An 18,995-nucleotide genomic window follows, 5' to 3' on the forward strand; every position below is an offset into this window, starting at 1 on the left:
GATGTTCAGGTCCGCTCGTCGCCGCCGTCGCCTCGCACTGATCGCCCAGTTGGTGGCGTTGGTGCTGGCGGTCGGCGCGGCGGTGACCGTGATCGCCGAGGGTCCGGGCGTGCCACCGGATCGGCTGACCGCCGACGAGATCGGGCCGCCGCTGGTGGCCGGGCCGTTGCCGCCGTCGGCCTATCCGTCGCCGACCGCAACCGCAACCGCTGCGTCGCCGAGTCCGTCGCCGAGCCCGTCGCCCGTCCTGCGGATGCCCGGCGCGGTGCCGACCGCGGGCACCGGCCGGTTCGGCCACGACGACCGCACCGGCCCGGTGCTGGGCCGCTCGGGCGAGCTGCGCCGCTACCGGGTGGCTGTCGAGTCGGGCAGCAACGAGGACATCGCCGCGTTCGCTCAGGCCGTCGAGGTGGCGCTCGCCGGGCCGGGCAGCTGGGTCGACAGCGGCCGGCTGCGGTTGCAGCAGGTGCCGGGGACCGCTCCCCGGGACTTCACCGTCTACCTGGCGACCGCCCGAACGGCGGGCCGGATGTGTTCCGAGGGTGGCGTGGACATCCGGATCGGCGGGCGGCCGTACACCTCCTGCCGCGCGCCCGGCCAGGTGATCATCAACCTGGATCGGTGGCGGTTGTCGGTGCCGCACTTCGTGTCGGCGGGCGTGCCGTTGGCGGTCTACCGGACGTACGTGGTCAACCACGAGGTGGGTCACCAGCTCGGGCACCGGCACGAGCGTTGCCCGGGCGCGGGGCGTCCGGCGCCGGTGATGATGCAGCAGACGCTCTTTCTCAACGGGTGCCGGGTCAACCCGTGGCCGTACGTCGACGGTCGGCGTTACGCCGGCCCGGCTCTCTGACCCATCCGGTCCGCCACCCCCCAGAAGACCTATTGCGGCAATAGAAGCCAAAAGCGGAGAATTGCCCGAATAATCTGGCAGGCTGGACGCCATGACGCCGTCGTCCCCTTACGGCCCGCCCGAGCCGCCTGACCGGTCCGCGTACGAGGACGCGCGTCCCACGCTCGTGCGCATGCGCCGCCGCCGACGCCGCAGCCTGCTGCTCGGCCTGCTCGTGGCCGCCACCGCCACCGCCGTCGGTGTGACCGCGACGCGGGGCGACGAGCCGCCGGCCGACGTACCGCCCGCCCCGACCCAGGGGATGGGGCTGGGCGGCGGGGAGGTCCACCCGGTGCCCAGCGCCTACCCGTCGGTCGGCGCGGGACGGTTCACCGTCGCCGACGGGGGGACGTCAGTACACGGTACGGACGGACCGCTGCGCCGCTACCGGGTGGTTGTCGAACGGGGCAGCGGCCAGGACGCCGACGCGTTCGCCACGCGGGTGGACGAGGTGCTGGCCGACCCGCGCAGCTGGATCGCCTCCCGCGAGCTGCGGGTGCAGCGGGTGGCCGACGTCGACCAGGCCGACTTCACGATCTATCTCGCCACCCCGGTCACGTCCGAGCGGATGTGCGCCGAGGGCGGGTTGACCACCGAGCGCTACACCTCGTGCCGGCTGCCCGGTCAGGTCATCATCAACCTGGCCCGCTGGCAGGAGGCGGTGCCCGACTACGGGGCCCCGCTGGAGACGTACCGCACGTACGTCATCAACCACGAGGTCGGCCACGAGTTCGGCGAGGAGCACGAGGCATGCCCCGGTCCGGGGGAGCCCGCTCCGGTGATGCAGCAGCAGACGTACGGGCTGAAGGGCTGCGTGGCCAACGCCTGGCCCTACCTCGACGGCCGTCGCTACGCCGGCGACATGGTCCCCTGACCGACCGGCGCGAGTTATTCCCCTCCCGCATCGCGGGCCACGTGTCCTCCCTCATGGCCGAGTGCGGCCCGGGCGAGCAACAATGGCGCGGTTCACACCGCCGATCCCGGGGAGTCCACCGTGTCGTTGCCCCCGCTCGTCGAGCCCGCCGCCGAGCTGACAGTTGACGAGATCCGCCGCTACTCGCGCCACCTGATCATCCCGGACGTCGGGGTGGCCGGGCAGAAGCGGCTGAAGAACGCCCGGGTGCTCTGTGTCGGCGCCGGTGGCCTCGGGTCGCCCGCCCTGCTGTACCTCGCCGCGGCGGGGGTCGGCACCCTCGGCATCATCGACTTCGACACCGTCGACGAGTCCAACCTCCAGCGCCAGGTCATCCACGGCGTGTCCGACGTCGGCCGATCCAAGGCCGAGTCCGCCGCCGCGTCGATCCGCGAGATCAACCCGCTGGTCACCGTGGAGATCCACAACACCGCGTTGGACCGCGAGAACGTCCGCGAGATCTTCGCCCAGTACGACCTGATCGTCGACGGCACCGACAACTTCGCCACCCGGTACATGGTCAACGATGCGGCGGTGCTGCTCGGCAAGCCGTACGTCTGGGGCTCGATCTACCGCTTCGACGGCCAGGCGTCGGTGTTCTGGGCCGAGCACGGCCCCTGCTACCGGTGCCTCTACCCGGAGCCGCCGCCGCCCGGCATGGTCCCGTCCTGCGCCGAGGGAGGCGTGCTCGGCGTGCTCTGCGCGTCGATCGGCTCGATCCAGGTGAACGAGGCCATCAAGCTGCTCACCGGCATCGGTGAGCCGCTGGTCGGCCGCCTGATGGTCTACGACGCCCTGGAGATGGAGTATCGCAAGATCAAGGTCCGGAAGGACCCGAACTGCGTGCTCTGCGGCGAGAACCCGACCGTCACCGACCTGCTGGAAGACTACGAGGACTTCTGCGGCGCGGTCTCCGAGGAGGCCCAGGAGGCGACGCTCGACTCGACCATCACCGCCCTGGAGCTCAAGGAGTGGCAGGACGCCGGCAAGGACATCTTCCTCGTCGACGTACGGGAGCCGGCCGAGTACGAGATCGTGCGGATCCCCGGGGCGACCCTGATCCCCAAGGGCGACATCATCTCCGGCGAGGCGCTGGCGAAGCTCCCGCAGGACAAGCAGATCGTCCTGCACTGCAAGTCGGGCGTCCGCTCGGCGGAGGCGCTCGCCGCGCTCAAGGCGGCCGGGTTCCGCGACGCCGTCCACGTGCAGGGCGGCGTGCTGTCGTGGATCAAGCAGATCGACCCGTCACTGCCCGCGTACTGACCGGCCCGCCGGGGCGACGCCACACAGCGCCGCCCCGGCGCCGGCCCGCTGTGGCGGCGTACGCCGCCGCCGACGGTAAATCGACGCAAGTGGCTCCGTGTGGCGCTGCGACCGGAGCGACGCAGCCATTTCCAGCTGGCCGATTCCCCGAGGCGGGATCGTGTCTGCGCAGGTAGCGTCTCCGCCGTGGTCGACTTGGAAGCCGCGATCGGGTTCGTCGTGGCGCATGGGGACGCGGTGGAACGCGCCCGCCTCTCCTGGCTGCGCAACGGCACGCAGGTGCCGCCGGAGCTGTTGGAGGTGGCCGAGGTCGGTCAGTCGCCCGATGGCGGCTGGCCGGCGAGCTGGGGTGGCGAGGTCGCCTCGGTCGACGCCACCTGTTTCCGGCTCGCCGAGCTGGACGACCTGGGCGCGCTCGGCCGTCCCGCCGCCCGCCGGGCGCTGGACTGGTTGGCGTCCCGGCAGCAGGCGGACGGCGGCTGGGACGAGGACCTGTCGCTGACCGGCTCGGCCCCCGAGTGGGCCCGCCCCGGCGATCCGGAGGCCAAACTCTTCCTCACCGCCAACGCCGGCTTCTGGCTGACCGTCGCCGGTCTGGACGCCCGCGCCTCGGGTCCGCTCGATCACCGGGTCGGCGGGGCGTACGCCGGGGTGGTGCAGGCGGCGGCCCAGTCGATCGTCGCGCGGTTGCGCCCGGACGGGAGTTGGCCGTCGTTCCTCGCCGCCGGCTGGCTGAGTGCCGCCGTGCTGCACCGCCAGGAGATGTTCCAGGAGTCGGCGCGGATCCAGGTGGTGCTCGCCGAACGGATGCCCACGATGTCGCCGGGCGACGTGGCCTGGTTGGGGGCCACGCTGCGCCGGGTCGGCATCGACCTGCGCGACTGGATCATGGTGCGGGCCCTGCGGCGGCTCGCCGAGACCCAGCGCAGCGACGGTGGCTGGGAGAGCGACGACGGTCACCAGTTCGACGTGCACGCGACGCTGTCCGCGATCCGGGCCGCCCGGCCCGCGGCGGCCGGAGCCACCGCGCAGCCGGGCTGACACGGCCCTAGCTGAAACAGGCCCTAGCGCAGGTGCCCGTCCCCGGTGACGACGTACTTGGTGCTGGTCAGCTCGGGCAGACCCATCGGACCCCTTGCGTGCAGCTTCTGCGTCGAGATGCCGATCTCCGCGCCGAACCCGAACTCGCCCCCGTCGGTGAACCGGGTCGAGGCGTTCACCATGACCGCCGCCGCGTCGACCCGGGCGACGAAGTCGCGGGCGGCGCTCGCCGAGTCGGTGAGGATCGCCTCGGTGTGCCCGGTGCCGAAGCGGCGGATGTGCGCGACCGCAGCGTCCAGCGACTCGACCACGGCGACCGAGATGTCGGCCGACAGGTATTCGGTGGCGAAGTCCTCCTCGGTCGCCGGGACCACCGCGGCCGAGTGCGCGGCCACCTCGGGGGAGCCGTGCACGGTCACCCCCGCCTCGGCGAACGCGGCCAGCATCGGCGGCAGGAACGCGTCGGCCACGTCGGCGTGCACCAGCAGCGACTCGGCGGTGTTGCAGGTGGACAGGCGCTGCGTCTTGGCGTTCAGCGTCACCGCTACGGCCTTCGCCACGTCCGCGGCGGCGTCGACGTAGACGTGGCAGTTGCCCACCCCGGTCTCGATCACCGGCACTGTCGACTCCTCGACCACGGTGCGGATCAGCGACGCGCCGCCGCGCGGGATGAGCACGTCGACGAGCCCCCGGGCGCGCATCAGCTCCTTGACCGAGTCGCGGGAGCTGGCGTCGAGCAGCTGCACCGCGTCGGCCGGCAGGCCGGCCCCGGCGATCGCGTCGCGCAGCACCGCGACCAGCGCGGCGTTGGAGTGCGCGGCCGAGGACGACCCGCGCAGCAGCGCCGCGTTGCCGGACTTGAGGCAGATCCCGGCGGCGTCCACTGTCACGTTCGGGCGTGCCTCGTAGATGATGCCGACCACCCCGAACGGCACCCGGATCTGGCGTAGCTCCAGGCCGTTGGGCAGGGTCGAACCGCGGACCACCTCGCCGACCGGGTCGGGCAGCGCGGCCATCTGGCGCAGCGCGTCGGCGATGCCGGCCACCCGGCCCGCGTCGAGGGCGAGCCGGTCCAGCACGGCCGCGCTCAGCCCGGCTTCGCGGCCGGCCGCCAGGTCCGTCTCGTTCGCGGTCAGGATCTCCGGTGTACGCGCCACCAGCGCGTCCGCCATCGCGACCAGCGCGGCGTCCTTGACCGTACGGGTGGCCACGGCCAGGTCGGCGGCGGCGTCCCGCGCCCGTCGCGCCTGCTCGACGACGCTCATGCGGGCACTCCGCTTCGCTCCGTGCCGTCCTGCGGCACCGACGCCCTGAGCTGATGATTCATTCGCTGGCGCTCACTCATCGACTACTCCTCAGCTGGGCGGTTGGCTTACAGCAGCACGAGGTCGTCGCGGTGGACGACCTCCCGTTCGTACGCCGGGCCGAGCGCCGCGGCGAGTTCGGAGGTGGAGCGGCCGAGCAGCCCGGGCAGCTCCACCGCGTCGTAGTTGACCAGGCCACGGGCGACAGGTGCGCCTGCGGTGTCGACCAGGTCCACGGGGTCGCCAGCGGTGAATGTGCCGTCCACGGCGGTGATGCCGGCGGGCAGCAGCGACTTGCGTCGCCCGACGACGGCGGCCACCGCGCCCGGGTCCAGGTGCAGCCGCCCTCGGGGCGAGGTGGCGTGGGCCAGCCAGAACAGCCGGGCCGTCGGGCGCTGCCGCTGCGGGTGGAACAGCGTGCCGACGGGCTCGCCGGCCAGCGCCGGTGCGGCCAGGTCGGCGGCGGTGAGCACCACGGGGATGCCGAAGCCGGTGGCGATCCGGGCCGCCTCGACCTTCGTCACCATGCCGCCGGTGCCGACCCCGGACCGGCCGGCGCCGCCGATGGTGATCCCGGCGAGGTCCTCGTCGCTGCGGACCTCCGGGATGCGGGTCGACTGCGGGCGGGCCGGGTCGCCAGTCCAGAGCGCGTCCACGTCGGAGAGGAGCACCAGCAGGTCGGCGTGGACGAGGGCGGCCACCAGGGCGGCCAGCCGGTCGTTGTCGCCGAACCGGATCTCCTCGGTGGCCACCGTGTCGTTCTCGTTGACGATCGGCACCGCGTGCAGGTCGAGCAGTTTGCGCAGCGTGCGGTACGCGTTGCGGTAGTGCGCCCGCCGGGTCACGTCGTCGACGGTGAGCAGCACCTGCCCGACGGTGCGGCCGTGCCGGGCGAAGCTGGCCGCGTACCGGCCGATCAGGAGGCCCTGGCCGACGCTGGCGGCGGCCTGCTGGGTGGCCAGGTCGCGCGGACGTCGGATCAACCCGAGCGGGGCGAGGCCGGCGGCGATCGCGCCCGAGGAGACCAGCACGACCTCGCGTCCCTCGGCGGCGAGTCGGCCCAGGGTGTCGACCAGCGCGTCGACCCGCTCGTCGGCCAGGCCGCCGGTGGCGGTGGTCAACGAGGAGGATCCGATCTTGACGACGACCCGTCGGGCGGCCGTGACTGCGTCGCGCACCCGCCCATTCTGCGTGGTCACGCCCGCGTCGCCCGGCGGCGTTCCCATATGGTGGCCGATTGTGACTCCTGACGAGTACGTCGAGGCGGTGCTGGACCTCGTGGAGCGGATCCCGGAGGGTCGGGTGATGTCGTACGGGGCGGTCGCCGACGCCCTGGCCGAGCGCTCGGGTCGTGCCTCCGCGCGCCTGGTGGGCTCCATCATGGCCCGGCACGGCAGCTCGGTGCCCTGGCACCGGGTGGTGACCTCGTCCGGGCGGCTGCCGCCGGGGCACGAGCGGGAGGCGCGGGCCCGGCTGCGGGCCGAGGGGGCGCCGTTGCGCGGCGAGGGCGTGGACATCACGGCGGCGGGCTGGTCGCCGGAGGAGGGGATGTGACGCGCGCCATAACGTGAGTAACATTCGGCCCCATGAGCCAGCCGCCGGGTGTCGCCGGCCCGCCCGCTGTCGGCCAGTTCGCCGCCGGCCCTTCCGTCGCGGGTCCGCTGCCCCGCCCGGTGCACGCCGGATACGCGCTCGGCTCGCTGGCCACCGGCGCGTTCGGCACGGTGCCCGGTCTGCTGCTGCTGCCGTACCTGACCGACACGCTCGGCGTGGCCGCCGGGCTCGCCGCCCTGCTGGTCCTGCTGCCCAAGGCGTGGGACGTGCTGGTCAACCCGGTCGCCGGGCGGATCTCCGACCGCACCCGCTCGCGTTGGGGCGCACGCCGGCCGTACCTGCTCGTCGCCGGTCTCGCGCTCGCCGTGCTCTTCGCGGCCATCTTCGCCGCGCCGTTCGGCAACGGGCCGGCCGCCGCGGCGTACGTGGCACTCGCGTTCCTCGCCACGGCGACCGCGTTCGCCTTCTTCCAGGTGCCGTACGTGGCGATGCCCGCCGAGATGACCGACGACTACGCCGAGCGCACACGGCTGATGACCTGGCGGATCGCCGTGCTTGCGCTGGCCATCCTGGTCTCCGGCGCGGTGGCACCGCTGGTCGTGCGGGCCGGCGGCGACGGCGTGCCCGGGCACCGCTGGATGGGCCTGTTCGTGGCGTCGCTCATCGTCGTCGGCGCCCTCGGCGCGTTCCTCGGCACCCGGTCCGCGCCAGGTGGTGTGGTCGGCGCCAGCGAGCCGACACTGCGCGCCCAGCTCGCCGTGGCCGCCGCCAACCGACCGTTCCGGGCGTTGCTGGTCTGCTTCGTGGTGCAGTCCGCCGGCGTGGCGACCATCCTCGCCGGGGTCAACTACTTCGCCGGGCAGATCCTGCGCGACGAGCAGACCGGACCGACACTCCTCTTCGCCTGCTTCGTCGGACCGGCGCTGCTGGTGATGCCGCTCTGGTCCCGCGTCGGCGCCCGGTTGGGTAAGCGGGCCGCCCTGGTCGCCGCCGGGCTGATCCTCGCCGCCGGGGCGCTCGCCCTGGTCGCCGCCCCGCTGCTGCCCCCGGTCGTCGTCTACCTGGTGGTCGCGGTCCTCGGCGTCGGGTACGCCGGGCAGCAGGTGTTCGCGCTGGCCATGCTCCCGGACTGCATCGCGTACGACACGGCGCGCACCGGCCGCCGGCAGGCGGGCGTCTTCACCGGCCTGTGGACCGCCGGGGAGACCCTCGGCCTGGCCCTCGGCCCCGGGGTGTACGGGCTGGTGCTCCAGCTCTCCGGCTACGTCTCCTCCGACACCGGTACGGCGGCGACGCAGTCCGACACCGCGAGGCTCGGTGTTCTGCTCGGCTTCACAGTCCTGCCAGCCCTCCTGATAGCCCCGCCCCTCCTCCTGCTGCGCCGCTACAACCTGACCGCGACGGTCCTCGCCGCGGTCACGCCGCACGGACGCGTCGATCATGGAGTTGTGGTGGGGGACGAAAGCGGTGAACGATGACAAGAAAGGCACCACGATTTCATGATCGACGAGAGCAGGGTCTCGGGCGGGGCGCTGTCGTCCGACGGGGTGGCCGCGGATGTCGCGCTGGCGGAGGTTCGACGGCTGCGCGCCGCTGATCGGCCTACGCACGGGGGTCGGCTGTTCGCGTACGTGTACGACCCGGCGGTGCCGGGGCTCGACGACCTCGCCGCCGCCGCGCACTCCGAGAGCGCGCATGTCAACGGGCTCGACCCGACCGCGTTCCCGTCCCTGCTGGCCATGGAGAACGCGCTCGTGGGCGCTGCCGGCCGGGTCCTCGGCGGTGGGCCGGGCACGACCGCGCCGGACGTGGTCGGCAGCGTCACCAGCGGCGGCACCGAGTCGCTGATCCTCGCCGTCAAGGCGGCCCGCGACGCCCACCCGGAGATCGCCGCACCCCGGATCGTGGTGCCGGCGAGCGCCCACGCCGCGTTCGCCAAGGCGGCGCACTATCTGCGGGTGGCGCTGGACGTGGTGCCGGTCTCGCTTGACACTCTGCGCCCCGAGCCGGCCGCGATGGCCGCCGCGATCGGGCCGGAGACGGTGCTGGTCGCCTGCTCTGCGCCGTCGTACGCGCACGGGGTGGTGGACCCGGTGGCCGAGATCGCTGCCGTGGCCGCCGACGCCGGGGTGCGCTGTCACGTCGACGCCTGCTTCGGCGGCTGGACCCTGCCGTATCTGCGTCGCCTCGGCGAGCCGGTGCCGGCGTTCGACTTCACGGTGCCCGGGGTCACCTCCATCTCGGTGGACCTGCACAAGTACGCGTACGCCCCGAAGGGCGTGTCGGTGCTGCTGCACCGCAACGCCGCTCTCCGTGCGCCGCAGTACTTCGCGTACGCCGACTGGCCCGGCTACACCATGATCAATCCGGTGATCGCGTCCACCCGCTCGGGCGGGCCGATCGCCGCCGCGTACGCCACCCTGCGGCACCTGGGCGACGCCGGCTACCTGCGGCTGGCCGCCGTTACCCGGGACGCGGTCGCCGGCCTGGCCGACGCGGTCCGCGCCGTCGACAGTCTGCGGCTGCTGGCCGAGCCGGAGTCGACAGTCGTCTGCTTCACCGCCACCGAGGATGGCCCCGACCTGTTCGTCCTGGTGGACGAGCTGACCGCGCGCGGCTGGCACACCCAGCCCCAGCTGTCGTACGCCGGTCTGCCGGCAAGCGTGCACCTCACGGTGACCGCCTCGGTCGCGCCCCGGGTGGCCGAGTTCGGGCCGGATCTCGCCGCCGCTGTGGCGGCGGCCCAGGCTGTCGGCCCGGTGCGGCTGCCCGCCGAGTTGGCGTCCCTGGTCGGTGCCCTCACCCCCGAGGCCCTGACGCCGGAGGTGGTCGCCGGCCTGGCCGGCGGGCTGGGGCTGGGTGGCGGGCCCGACACCGGCGCGTCGGGGCCCCTGCCGGATCGAATGGCGCTGGTGAACACGCTGCTCGACGCCGCCCCGCCTGCGTTGCGCGAACGGCTCCTGGTCGAGTTCGTCGGTCTGCTGCAACGCCCCACCTGGGGTTCGGACGACTGAACGCCGGTGCCTCACCCCGACCGGGGTGGGGCACCGACGTCCGGCTCAGAGCGCGCCGGGGAGTTGCACCTGGTTGTCCTTGTCGGCGAGATCGCGCCACTGTCGGTCCTGGGCGTCGAAGTGCGTGACATGGAAGGCGCGCGTCATCGCGTCGGCGCCCGAACGGTCGGGCACCAGGTGCACGAAGGTGTAGCGCCGCGACTCACCGGCCGGCACCCCCGGCAGCAGGCACGAGTTGTTGTCGTTAGCTGCCGCCACCTTCGGGTCGCACCTGGACCAGTCGCCACCCGTCGGCTCACCCAGGTTGAAGCCGCGCAGCTCGACCTGTGCCGCATCGACAGGCCCCGCGTTCTTCACTGTGAAGACCGTGGTCAGCTTGCGGCCACCCGGCGCGTCGACAAGCGTGTGGGTCATTGACAACCGCAGGTCGGTGAGCCGCGGATCCTTGCCGAACTTGGTGGGACCGTCGGTCTGGGTGAACCGGCCCCCCTTGAACCGGTAGGTGCGCAGCTGTTCCTGCGGCCAGTAGCTCGGGGTGTCGCAACACGGTTGCAGGTCGGCCACCCGCACCTGGACCGCGCCTGCGGCGGTGACCTCCAGGCCGCGAATGTCCTCGACACCGTCGGTGGTCCGCACGACTCTCCCGAGCGTCACGATCCGCCCATCGTCGTCCCTGTCGAAGGCGACCACCTGCTTCGCCGACGCCTCGCCGTACCGGCAGGAGACGACGGCGACGGTCTCCTCGGCGCCGTCGTCGTCGAGGTCGGCGTGGCCCACCTCCAGGTCGCTCAGCAGCGGAACGAAGTTCTTGTTCGCGCTGGTGGCCAGCCGCACGTTCGACGTGGTGCAGGTCGACGGCAGCGCCGGCGGCCACGCCGGCAGGTCCAGGCGGGCGGCGAGCAGCTGGCTCCGGCTGATTCGGCCGTCCGGGGCCTCCGGGTCGGCAGTGGGCGTGGAAGTCGGCGACTGGCTGACCGACGGTGTGGGCGGCGGCGGTGCCGTCGTCGGCGGCAACGTCGGGTCGACGGACTGGGCCGGGACCGGCGGCGTCCGGTCGCCCTTCAGCGCTGCGTTGGCGACGACCGGCGCCAGCACCAGGACGACAGCCGCCGCGGCGACGGCCACGGCCCTCGTCCGCCGGCGCCGATGCAGGGTGCGTCGGGCCTGGTCGGGACCGGGGCCGACGGCCCGGGTGGTGACATCGACGCGGTACGCGGTGAACCGCTCGCGCAGCCGCGGTTCGAGATCAGACATTGGACACCCCCTCGGTGTTCTCGTCGAGCAGTCCGGCAAGGGCGGTCCGGCCGCGGTGCAGCCAGGACTTGACGGTTCCCTCCGCCACCCCTTCCTGAAGAGCGATCTGGTTGACCGACAGGTCGGCCAGGTAGTGCAGGATGACGGCCCGCCTGTGGTTGGCGGGCAGTTGTGCGAGCGCCGCGTCGATAGCCACCCGGTCCGGTGTCGGGCCGTCCACCTCGGCCTCGGTGCGCCGCTGCCGCAGAAGGTGATTGCGGGCCGTGCGCAGCCGACGCCAACGGCTGCGGGCCAGGTTCCAGGCGACCCGGCGAACCCAGGCCACCGGATCGTCGTACCGGACCAGACGGTCCCAGCGCGCCAGCGCCCGGCAGAACGCCTCCTGGGCGAGATCCTGAGCGTGGCCCAGATCCCCCGTGTACGCGCAAAGTTGGGCAGTCACGCTGCGGAAGTGCGCGTGGTAGAAGTCGTCGAAGCTGATCACGACCGCGTTCACCCCTGCGGCGGTCAACGCCGCCGGTGGTTCGTTGGCGCGGGCTCCCATCGTTGCTGTCACTGCCCCTCCCCGTTGGCGCCGGGGCCGGTGCCCTGGCGCCGGTAACACTCCACCGCTGTCGATCTGGTTGCGCCCCGCGGGGCCGCTAATCCGACAGTCGGCACGAGCGACGCGACTGTCGCATGCCGACACGGCCGCGCTCGGTGAGCGCGGCCGTGTCCCATCCCGGTCGGACCGGGTCAGCGGTAGGTGATCACCGCAGTGTTGTCCGGGTCGTAGACCTCCTGCACGAAGTCGAAGCTCGCATCCATCGGGCGTGCGTCCACGTCGGCCTTCCCTGTGCCGACAGTGGTGCCGGCGGCGACCCGGAAGCCCAGCGTGAGCCGGACCTCCTTGCCGCCCCCGAGATGGTTCAGGTCGCAGGTCAAGGGCTCCCGGGTCTTCTCCGGGTCGTTGCGGCAGGCCGCCCAGCCGTCCCCGTCCGGGCGGACCGCCGCCGGCAGGCCGAGCCGCAGCGCCACGTAGGCCGCAGGTCCGCCGGCCCCGTTGCGGATGCGCACGGTGATCGTGCCGGTACGGGAGCCGTCCGGCGCGTCGGCCAGCACGAGGTTCGTGGCGCTGACGACGAGGTTGACGTCGTGCGGGTTCGGCCCGAAGCTCGTCGGCCCGGAGATCTGCGCGAACGACCCGCCCTTCAAGCGGTAGCCCCGCCACTGTCGCTGTGACCATTCACCGGGCCAGCCACCACCGGGTGCGATGTCGCCGACCTGCACCCGCACGGTGCCGTCGTCCACCACGTCGAGGGCGAACAACCACTGTGGCTTGTCGATGCTCGTGGCGACCACCCGGCCCAGTGTGACGATCCTGCCCTGCTGGTCGCGGTCGAAGGCGACCACCTGCATGGGCCCGCCGCTGCCGAGCACGCACTGCACCAGCGCCACCGCCTCCACCGCGCCGTCCCCGTCGACGTCCCCCTGGTCGAACGCCAGCAGCCAGTTGGCGCCCTCACCGTCGTCACCGCTGAGCCGGATGCCCGACGTGGGGCATCCCCGCCCGGCTCGCCACGCGGGCAGGGTCACCGCCGCGCCGAGCAGTTGAGCACGGCTGATCTTCGCGCTCGGGGCGGTGGGGAGCGGGCTGCCACTCGTGGCGGACGGGCTGGGGGTCTGGCTCGCCGTGCCGCTCGGGGTGGGCGACGCGGAGATGGTCGGCGTGGGGTCGACCGGGCCCGGCTCGCGGTCCGGGCCACTCATCGCCGCGTACCCAACGGCGGCCCCGCCGAACAGCGCGAGCACCGTCGCGGTGGTGGCGGCCAGCCGGCGACGGCCGCGTCCCCGAGCCGTCCGCCGCACGGCGGCGGGCCCGGGTACCTCGACCTCCGCCAGCGCGGTACGGCGATAGGTGGCGAACTCTTCGGCGAGGCCGAGGATCTCCTGCTCAGACATCTCGCACCCCCTCGGTGGTGTCGCGTAGGTGCGTCGCGAGGGCCGCCCGGCCCCGGTGCAGCCAGGACTTGACGGTCCCCTCGGCGACCCGTTCCTGGGCGGCGATCTCGGCGACCGTCAGGTCGGCGAGGTAGTGCAGCACGACAGCCCGTCGCTGCTTCGGTGGCAGCTTGGCCAGCGCGGTGTCGAGGGCGACCCGGTCGGGGCTTGGCTCGGCGACGTGTGTCTCGCGCTGCCGCAGCAGCCAGGCCTGCGCGGTCCGCAACCGCCTCCAGCGGTTGTGGCCGAGGTTCCAGGCGACCCGGCGCACCCAGGCCAGCGGATCGTCGTACCGGGCGAGTCGGCTCCAGTGGGTGTACGCCCGACAGAAAGCCTCCTGAACCAGGTCCTGCGCCTGCCCACGATCACCGGTGTACGCCGTGAGCTGCACCACAAGCGATCGGAAGTGGGCGTGGTAGAAGTCGTCGAACGCCAGTTCGGCGGTCGCGGGGACGGGGCTTCCCGGCGGTTCGGGAGGCGGTCCGCCCACCCGTACTTCTCTCGTCACAAGCACTCGTCCTCCCCGTGGCGGGCGCAGGCGGCGTGTTCGCCAGCACCGGTCACACAATCGGCTGCGCCCACCGGTTGCGGTCGAACCGGTCGGGTTGCCTGTCCGGTCCGTGACACGCGGCTGTGATTCACTGTGGGATGAGGAGAGGGGACGTCCGTGCAGCTACCGGCAGTGCTCGGTGAGCCGATCCGGTTCGTGCTGAACTGGGGGCGCCGCTACTCGCTCTGGGTGTTCAACTTCGGCCTGGCCTGCTGCGCGATCGAGTTCATCGCCACCAGCATGGGTCGGCACGACTTCATTCGGCTGGGCGTGATCCCGTTCGCCCACGGCCCCCGGCAGGCCGACCTCATGGTGGTCTCCGGCACCGTGACCGACAAGATGGCCCCGGCCATCAAACGGCTCTACGACCAGATGCCCGAGCCGAAGTACGTCATCTCGTTCGGCGCCTGCTCCAACTGCGGCGGCCCCTACTGGGACTCGTACTCGGTGACCAAGGGCGTCGACCAGCTCATTCCGGTCGACGTCTACGTGCCCGGCTGCCCGCCCCGCCCGGAGGCGCTCCTGCACGGCATCCTGCGCCTACAGGAGAAGATCGCCGCCGAGCAGTCCGGCATCGGCGGCGTGCCGCAGCGGGATCTGCTCGCCGCACCGCTGGACGCCCCGCCCCGCGAAGCCGCCGCCCCGCGCTCGGTCGACTCCCTCACCGCCCCACCGGTACGCCCACCTGCCACGAACTGACGGCGGGCTGGCCGGGCCCGGCTAGCCTGCGCATCATGAGCAATTCCGTAGACCGGCGGTCCGCCCACATCGTCGACGTGCTCACCGAGGAGTTCGGCGCGTCGATGGCGATCGACCCGGCCGCCTTCCGCCGTAAGTTCCGCAAGATGGCCGCGTCGCCGTTCGCCTTCTACCGGGGCAGCGCCGCGTTGTTCTACGCCGATCAGCGTGGTGACTTCGCCGACGACAGCTTCCTCGACGAGCGGACCGGCCGGGTGTGGATCCACGGCGACCTGCACGCGGAGAACTTCGGCACCTACATGAACGCCTCCGGGCAGTTGGTGTTCAACGTCAACGACTTCGACGAGGCGTACGTCGGGCCGTTCACCTGGGACCTGCGCCGGTTCGCGGCCAGCGTCGCGCTGCTCGGCTACAGCAAGGCCCTCTCCGACACCGTGATCGGTGAGCTGGTGGCCGGCTTCGCCCGCTCCTACCTGACCGAGCTGCGGGCGATCGCCGCCGGCGGGGACGACGCGATCGGCTCGATCACCCTGGAGAACGCCGACGGCGTGCTGCGTCGGGTGCTCCAGCAGGCCCGCCTCAACACGCGGGTCGACCTGCTCGCCGAGCAGACCACAGTCGACAACTACGAGCGGCGGTTCTCCATCGGAGACGGGGTCTTCGAGGTCGACGGGAAGACCCGGGAGCGGGTTCTCGCCGCCTTCGAGGAGTACCTGGGCACCCTGCCCGCCGCCTCGGCGCGGCTGCGCCCGGTGGCGACGCGGATCAAGGACGTGGTGCTGCGCAAGGGCGTCGGCATCGGGTCGGCCGGCCTGCCGTCGTACAACCTGCTCCTGGAGGGGCACACGCAGGCGCTGGAGAACGACGTCGTGATCTACATGAAGCAGGCGCAGGTCCCGGCGGTGGCCCGCTACTCGACCGACGAGTCGGTGGCCGGCTACTTCCAGCACCAGGGCCACCGGACCGCCGAGTCGCAGCGGGCGTTGCAGGCGCACGCCGACCCGTGGCTGGGCTTCACCGAGTTGGACGGTGCAGGGCAGCTCGTCGCCGAGGTCTCCCCGTACGCGGCCGACCTGGACTGGTCCGACGTCAACGAGCCGGACGAGCTGACCGGGGTGCTGGCCGACCTTGGCCGGGCGGTGGCCCGGATGCACTCGGTCGCCGACGACGAGTCCAGTCACGACCTGGTGGACTACTCCACCGAGGAGGCGATCGTCGCCGCCGTGGACACCGACGCGACGGGCTTCGTCACCCACCTGGTGGACTTCGCGCACGCGTACGGGGTGCGCGCCCGCCAGGATCACCAGCTCTTCGTGGACCTGTTCCGCAACGGGCGGCTGCCGGGCATCTAGGGCCTTCAGGAGGCGAACTCCAGGACGACCTTGATGTCGTCCGGGCCGGGGGTGTACGCGTCGGCGTACCTGTTCACCGGGACCCGTCGGGTGATCAGCGAGGAGAGCCAGACCTGGTCGGCGCGGGCGAGTGCCTGCGCGGCCATGGTCCAGTGCCGCCGGTTGGCGTTCACCGAGCCGAACACCACGTTGTTCTCCAGCACCAGCGCCCGGTTGAGCGCCCCGGCGTCGAAGTCGATGCTCCGGCCGCCGCTGGACACCCCGGCCAGGCAGACGATGCCGGTCGGCGCCGCCTTGCACATGACGTCGAGGACGACAGTGGGTGCGCCGGTGCACTCGATCACCACGTCCGGCTCGAAGGACAGGTCGTTGACCGGCACCGCGTGGTAGGTGGCGCCGAGCCCGGCGACCAGCTCCGGCTTGGGTCCGTCGGTGGCCCGGTCCAGCACGTGGACGGTGAGCCCGCGTTGGGTGCCGAGCAGCGCGGCCAGCAGCCCGATCGGCCCGGCGCCGGTCACCAGGACGGTCTGTGGCTGCCACTCGGCCCGGTGGCCGATCCGCTCGATGTGGTCCCATGCCTTGGCCACCACGCTTGTCGGCTCCAACAGCACGCCGACCTGGGCCAGCACCGGGTCGAGGCGGACCGCGAACTGGGGCTCGATCCGCCAGCGGTCCCGGGCGAACCCGGGCAGCGCCTTGATGCCGTGCTCGGTGTACAGACCGTTGCGGCACATGTCCCACTCGCCCACCGCGCAGTTGGGGCAGGGCACCGGGTCGGGATGCCGGACGATGCCGGCCACCAGGTCGCCCGCTTGCAGGGTGCCGCTCGCATCCTCGATCACCCGGCCCAGCGACTCGTGCCCGATGATCAGGCGGTCCGCCCCCGGCGGCGCCTCGCCGTACTCCCCGGCGATGATCTCGTGGTCGGTGCCGCAGATTCCCACGGCAAGCGCCTCGACCAGGACCGCGCCCTCCTGCGGCGCCGGTTCCGGCTGATCCTCGACGAGGCTCAGCGAGTTGGCGACCCCGGGGTTCACAGTGACAGCGCGCACGCCCTCATCTTTCCCCGCCGACGGGCCCGCCGCCCGGTAAAGCGGGCAGATCACCGGCGGTCGGTCGTGGACCGCGGGCCGGGTCGACGCCGGGCCGACGCCCTAGGATCAGCGGCATGACTGAGGAAGAGGTCGGCGCTCGGCTGGTCGCGCTGCTCGCGCCGGTCGAGGCGACCCCGTCGGTCTCCGGCGGGCAGCGGTTCGCCCGGGCCACCGTCGATGTACCCCCGGCGAGTTGGTCGGCCGCCGTCCGCGCCGCCCGCGATGACAGCGAGCTGGCCTGCGATTTCTTCGACTGGCTCTCCGCCGTCGACGAGTTGGCCGAGGGCTTCGACGTGGTGGCGCACCTCTGGTCGACGCGGTTGCGGCACGGCGTGCTGCTGCGCACCCGGGTGCCCCGCGACGCGCCCTCGGTGGCCTCGGTGGTCGACGTCTACCCGGGTGCCGCCTGGCACGAGCGGGAGACCCACGAAATGTTCGGCATCGACTTCGTCGGCCACGGGGAGCTGCGACCGCTGCTGCTGCCCCCCGAGTTCGAGGGTCACCCGCTGCGCAAGGAGTTCGTGCTCGCCTCCCGGGTGGCGAAGCCCTGGCCGGGCGCGAAGGAGCCGGGCGAGTCGGAGGCCGGCGGTGGCCGCCGACCGATCCGTCCGCCGGGCGTGCCAGCACCCGGCGAGTGGGGCACGACCCCGACTCCCGCCGGCGCGGGTGGCGTGGGGGAGGGTCCCCGCGGCGGCACCCCCGCCAGACCAGCCGGCGAGCGACCCGCACGGCCGGCACCGGGGGCCCGTCCGGCGCGTACTCCCCGGGCTGCCGGCCCCGCCGACGACCCGGCACCTGCGGACAAGCCCGCGCCCGGCGCAGGCCCGGCTGCCGCCACCGCCGGCGGCCCGGCACCGGCCGAGAAGCCCGCGTCCGGCGCAGGCCCGGCCGCAGCTGGCGTCGCCCGCGACCGGCCCGGCCCCGACGCGGGCGGGGAGCCCGGTGGCGACCCGGCCGCCGCCCGTGGTGAGGCGGTCGCGGACCCGCCGGGCCGCGACGACCGGACCGACCACGACGGGGGTACGGCCTGATGCCGCTCTGGGTGGAGCTGGTGCTCCGGGTGGGCGGCGTGATCGTCGCGTTCCTCACCCTGCCGCTGCTCGTCGGCCAGGCTGAGCACAAGGTGATGGCGCACATGCAGGGCCGCCTCGGCCCGATGTACGCGGGTGGCTTCCACGGTTGGGCGCAACTCGTGGCGGACGGCGTCAAGTTCGTGCAGAAGGAGGACATCACCCCGCGCGAGGCGGACCGGGCGGTGTTCCGGCTGGCGCCGGCGGTGGCCCTGGTGCCGTACCTGCTGGTGCTGCTGGTCATTCCGCTCGGCCCGAACGACCTGGTCGGGCAACCGCTGGACATCGGCCTGTTCTTCGTGCTGGCCGTGGTCGGCGTCGGGGTGGTGGCGGTGCTCATGTCGGCGTGGGCGTCGGCCAACAAGTACAGCCTGCTCGGCGGGCTGCGCGGGGCCGCCCAGCTGCTCGGCTACGAGCTGCCGCTGGTGCTGGCCGCCGCCTCGGTGGCGATGGCGGCCGGCACGCTCAGCCTGTCCGGCATCGTGGAGGCGTGGCAGCCGTGGTGGTTGCTCTGGCAGGCACCCGCGATGATCATCTTCTTCGTGGCCGGGCTGGCCGAGATCCGTCGGCCGCCGTTCGACATGCCGGTGGCCGACTCGGAGCTGGTCTTCGGCTACATGACCGAGTACACGGGGCTGCGGTTCGCGTTCTTCCTGCTCGCCGAGTACGTCGGCATCGTGGTGATCGCCGCGCTGACCACTGTGCTGTTCCTCGGTGGCTGGCAGGGCCCGTTCGCCGACGAGCACCTGGGCTGGCTGTGGACCCTGCTCAAGATCTTCGCCGTCGCCTTCGTGATCATCTGGCTGCGGGTGTCGTACCCCCGGCTGCGCGAGGACCAGCTCCAACGCCTCTGCTGGCTGGTCCTGGTCCCCGCCTCCCTGGCCCAACTGGTCCTCACCGCAGCAGTCCGCGTAGCCCTCTAACCCCGCCGCGTCCCGCCGCGCCCCGCCGCGTCCCGCCGCGCCCCGCCGCGCCCCCCCGCGCCCCCCCCCGCCCCCCCCCCCCCCCCCCCCCC

At 72.9% G+C, this 18,995-nt stretch carries 16 protein-coding genes and 2 pseudogenes; 11 read left to right on the forward strand and 7 right to left on the reverse strand.

What is annotated here, in order from left to right; translation table 11 throughout:
• The first annotated feature begins 1 nt into the window (after position 1).
• From AB0B39_RS30355 to AB0B39_RS30370, 4 genes and pseudogenes are all read left to right on the forward strand, one after another.
• Positions 2-853 carry a DUF3152 domain-containing protein gene (locus AB0B39_RS30355; RefSeq protein ID WP_357576018.1) on the forward strand — a complete coding sequence of 284 codons (852 nt, stop codon included), beginning with the start codon at positions 2-4 and terminating at the stop codon, positions 851-853.
• Between the two features lie 172 nt (positions 854-1,025).
• Positions 1,026-1,766: a DUF3152 domain-containing protein gene (locus tag AB0B39_RS30360; RefSeq protein WP_357494569.1), complete on the forward strand. Its 741-nt coding sequence runs from the start codon at positions 1,026-1,028 to the stop codon at positions 1,764-1,766.
• 53 nt (positions 1,767-1,819) lie between these two features.
• Positions 1,820-3,068: pseudogene (gene moeZ / locus AB0B39_RS30365) on the forward strand (adenylyltransferase/sulfurtransferase MoeZ).
• 135 nt (positions 3,069-3,203) lie between these two features.
• Complete coding sequence (locus tag AB0B39_RS30370) at positions 3,204-4,109, forward strand: prenyltransferase/squalene oxidase repeat-containing protein (protein ID WP_357494958.1); 906 nt, start codon at positions 3,204-3,206, stop codon at positions 4,107-4,109.
• A gap of 23 nt (positions 4,110-4,132) precedes the next feature.
• Here the strand turns inward: AB0B39_RS30370 and AB0B39_RS30375 are convergent, their stop codons facing one another.
• Both AB0B39_RS30375 and proB read right to left on the reverse strand, forming a co-directional pair.
• Positions 4,133-5,374, reverse strand: a complete 1,242-nt coding sequence (locus tag AB0B39_RS30375; protein WP_234590239.1) for a glutamate-5-semialdehyde dehydrogenase — start codon at positions 5,372-5,374, stop codon at positions 4,133-4,135.
• Between the two features lie 107 nt (positions 5,375-5,481).
• Positions 5,482-6,639 (reverse strand): glutamate 5-kinase, encoded by a 1,158-nt coding sequence (gene proB, locus AB0B39_RS30380; RefSeq protein WP_357494565.1) that lies wholly within the window; start codon positions 6,637-6,639, stop codon positions 5,482-5,484.
• Positions 6,640-6,652: 13 nt separating this feature from the next.
• On the opposite strand from proB, the gene AB0B39_RS30385 reads away from it, so the two are divergent.
• From AB0B39_RS30385 to AB0B39_RS30395, 3 genes are read left to right on the forward strand one after another with little or no spacing between them, the layout of a single operon-like run.
• Entirely contained in the window at positions 6,653-6,967 is a 315-nt protein-coding gene (locus AB0B39_RS30385; RefSeq protein WP_357494563.1) for an MGMT family protein, read from the forward strand.
• 32 nt (positions 6,968-6,999) lie between these two features.
• Positions 7,000-8,445, forward strand: a complete 1,446-nt coding sequence (locus AB0B39_RS30390; RefSeq protein WP_357576019.1) for an MFS transporter — start codon at positions 7,000-7,002, stop codon at positions 8,443-8,445.
• A 21-nt stretch (positions 8,446-8,466) separates the two neighbouring features.
• Positions 8,467-9,981 (forward strand): aminotransferase class V-fold PLP-dependent enzyme, encoded by a 1,515-nt coding sequence (locus AB0B39_RS30395; RefSeq protein WP_357576020.1) that lies wholly within the window; start codon positions 8,467-8,469, stop codon positions 9,979-9,981.
• A gap of 45 nt (positions 9,982-10,026) precedes the next feature.
• On the opposite strand, the gene AB0B39_RS30400 is transcribed toward AB0B39_RS30395, so the two are convergent.
• The 4 genes from AB0B39_RS30400 to AB0B39_RS30415 all read right to left on the reverse strand — a co-directional run bounded on the left by AB0B39_RS30400 (position 10,027) and on the right by AB0B39_RS30415 (position 13,705).
• Entirely contained in the window at positions 10,027-11,235 is a 1,209-nt protein-coding gene (locus AB0B39_RS30400; protein ID WP_357576021.1) for a hypothetical protein, read from the reverse strand.
• Entirely contained in the window at positions 11,228-11,791 is a 564-nt protein-coding gene (locus AB0B39_RS30405) for a SigE family RNA polymerase sigma factor (protein ID WP_234590253.1), read from the reverse strand. Before AB0B39_RS30405 ends, AB0B39_RS30400 begins: the two co-directional genes overlap by 8 nt.
• Before the next feature lie 179 nt (positions 11,792-11,970).
• Positions 11,971-13,176 (reverse strand): hypothetical protein, encoded by a 1,206-nt coding sequence (locus tag AB0B39_RS30410; protein WP_357576022.1) that lies wholly within the window; start codon positions 13,174-13,176, stop codon positions 11,971-11,973.
• Complete coding sequence (locus tag AB0B39_RS30415) at positions 13,169-13,705, reverse strand: SigE family RNA polymerase sigma factor (protein WP_357576023.1); 537 nt, start codon at positions 13,703-13,705, stop codon at positions 13,169-13,171. The genes AB0B39_RS30410 and AB0B39_RS30415 overlap by 8 nt, the downstream gene beginning before the upstream one ends.
• A gap of 177 nt (positions 13,706-13,882) precedes the next feature.
• On the opposite strand from AB0B39_RS30415, the gene AB0B39_RS30420 reads away from it, so the two are divergent.
• Positions 13,883-14,464 carry an NADH-quinone oxidoreductase subunit B family protein gene (locus AB0B39_RS30420; protein WP_357494550.1) on the forward strand — a complete coding sequence of 194 codons (582 nt, stop codon included), beginning with the start codon at positions 13,883-13,885 and terminating at the stop codon, positions 14,462-14,464.
• Between the two features lie 35 nt (positions 14,465-14,499).
• Positions 14,500-15,816, forward strand: coding sequence for a DUF2252 domain-containing protein (locus AB0B39_RS30425; RefSeq protein WP_357494548.1), 1,317 nt, complete (start codon positions 14,500-14,502; stop codon positions 15,814-15,816).
• A 5-nt stretch (positions 15,817-15,821) separates the two neighbouring features.
• Here AB0B39_RS30425 and AB0B39_RS30430 read toward each other — a convergent pair whose 3' ends face one another.
• Entirely contained in the window at positions 15,822-16,868 is a 1,047-nt protein-coding gene (locus tag AB0B39_RS30430; protein WP_357576024.1) for a glucose 1-dehydrogenase, read from the reverse strand.
• A gap of 116 nt (positions 16,869-16,984) precedes the next feature.
• Between AB0B39_RS30430 and AB0B39_RS30435 the strand changes: the two are divergent.
• Both AB0B39_RS30435 and AB0B39_RS30440 read left to right on the forward strand, forming a co-directional pair.
• Positions 16,985-17,551: pseudogene (locus AB0B39_RS30435) on the forward strand (NADH-quinone oxidoreductase subunit C); the annotation flags it as partial.
• Positions 17,552-17,940: 389 nt separating this feature from the next.
• The gene (locus tag AB0B39_RS30440; protein ID WP_357494545.1) at positions 17,941-18,903 is read left to right on the forward strand and encodes a complex I subunit 1 family protein; all 963 of its coding nucleotides are present in this window, start codon (positions 17,941-17,943) and stop codon (positions 18,901-18,903) included.
• Positions 18,904-18,995 lie beyond the last annotated feature (92 nt).

It is taken from the genome of Micromonospora sp. NPDC049114 (assembly GCF_040648635.1).
Lineage (GTDB): Bacteria > Actinomycetota > Actinomycetes > Mycobacteriales > Micromonosporaceae > Micromonospora.

Coding starts and splice junctions, on each gene's coding strand:
- AB0B39_RS30375 (WP_234590239.1), bottom strand. CDS start 5,374: ATGAGCGTCGTCGAGCAGGCGCGACGGGCGCGGGACGCCGCCGCCGAC.
- AB0B39_RS30440 (WP_357494545.1), top strand. CDS start 17,941: ATGCCGCTCTGGGTGGAGCTGGTGCTCCGGGTGGGCGGCGTGATCGTC.
- AB0B39_RS30390 (WP_357576019.1), top strand. CDS start 7,000: ATGAGCCAGCCGCCGGGTGTCGCCGGCCCGCCCGCTGTCGGCCAGTTC.
- AB0B39_RS30425 (WP_357494548.1), top strand. CDS start 14,500: ATGAGCAATTCCGTAGACCGGCGGTCCGCCCACATCGTCGACGTGCTC.
- AB0B39_RS30400 (WP_357576021.1), bottom strand. CDS start 11,235: ATGTCTGATCTCGAACCGCGGCTGCGCGAGCGGTTCACCGCGTACCGC.
- AB0B39_RS30355 (WP_357576018.1), top strand. CDS start 2: ATGTTCAGGTCCGCTCGTCGCCGCCGTCGCCTCGCACTGATCGCCCAG.
- AB0B39_RS30410 (WP_357576022.1), bottom strand. CDS start 13,176: ATGTCTGAGCAGGAGATCCTCGGCCTCGCCGAAGAGTTCGCCACCTAT.
- AB0B39_RS30395 (WP_357576020.1), top strand. CDS start 8,467: ATGATCGACGAGAGCAGGGTCTCGGGCGGGGCGCTGTCGTCCGACGGG.
- proB (WP_357494565.1), bottom strand. CDS start 6,639: ATGGGAACGCCGCCGGGCGACGCGGGCGTGACCACGCAGAATGGGCGG.
- AB0B39_RS30360 (WP_357494569.1), top strand. CDS start 1,026: ATGCGCCGCCGCCGACGCCGCAGCCTGCTGCTCGGCCTGCTCGTGGCC.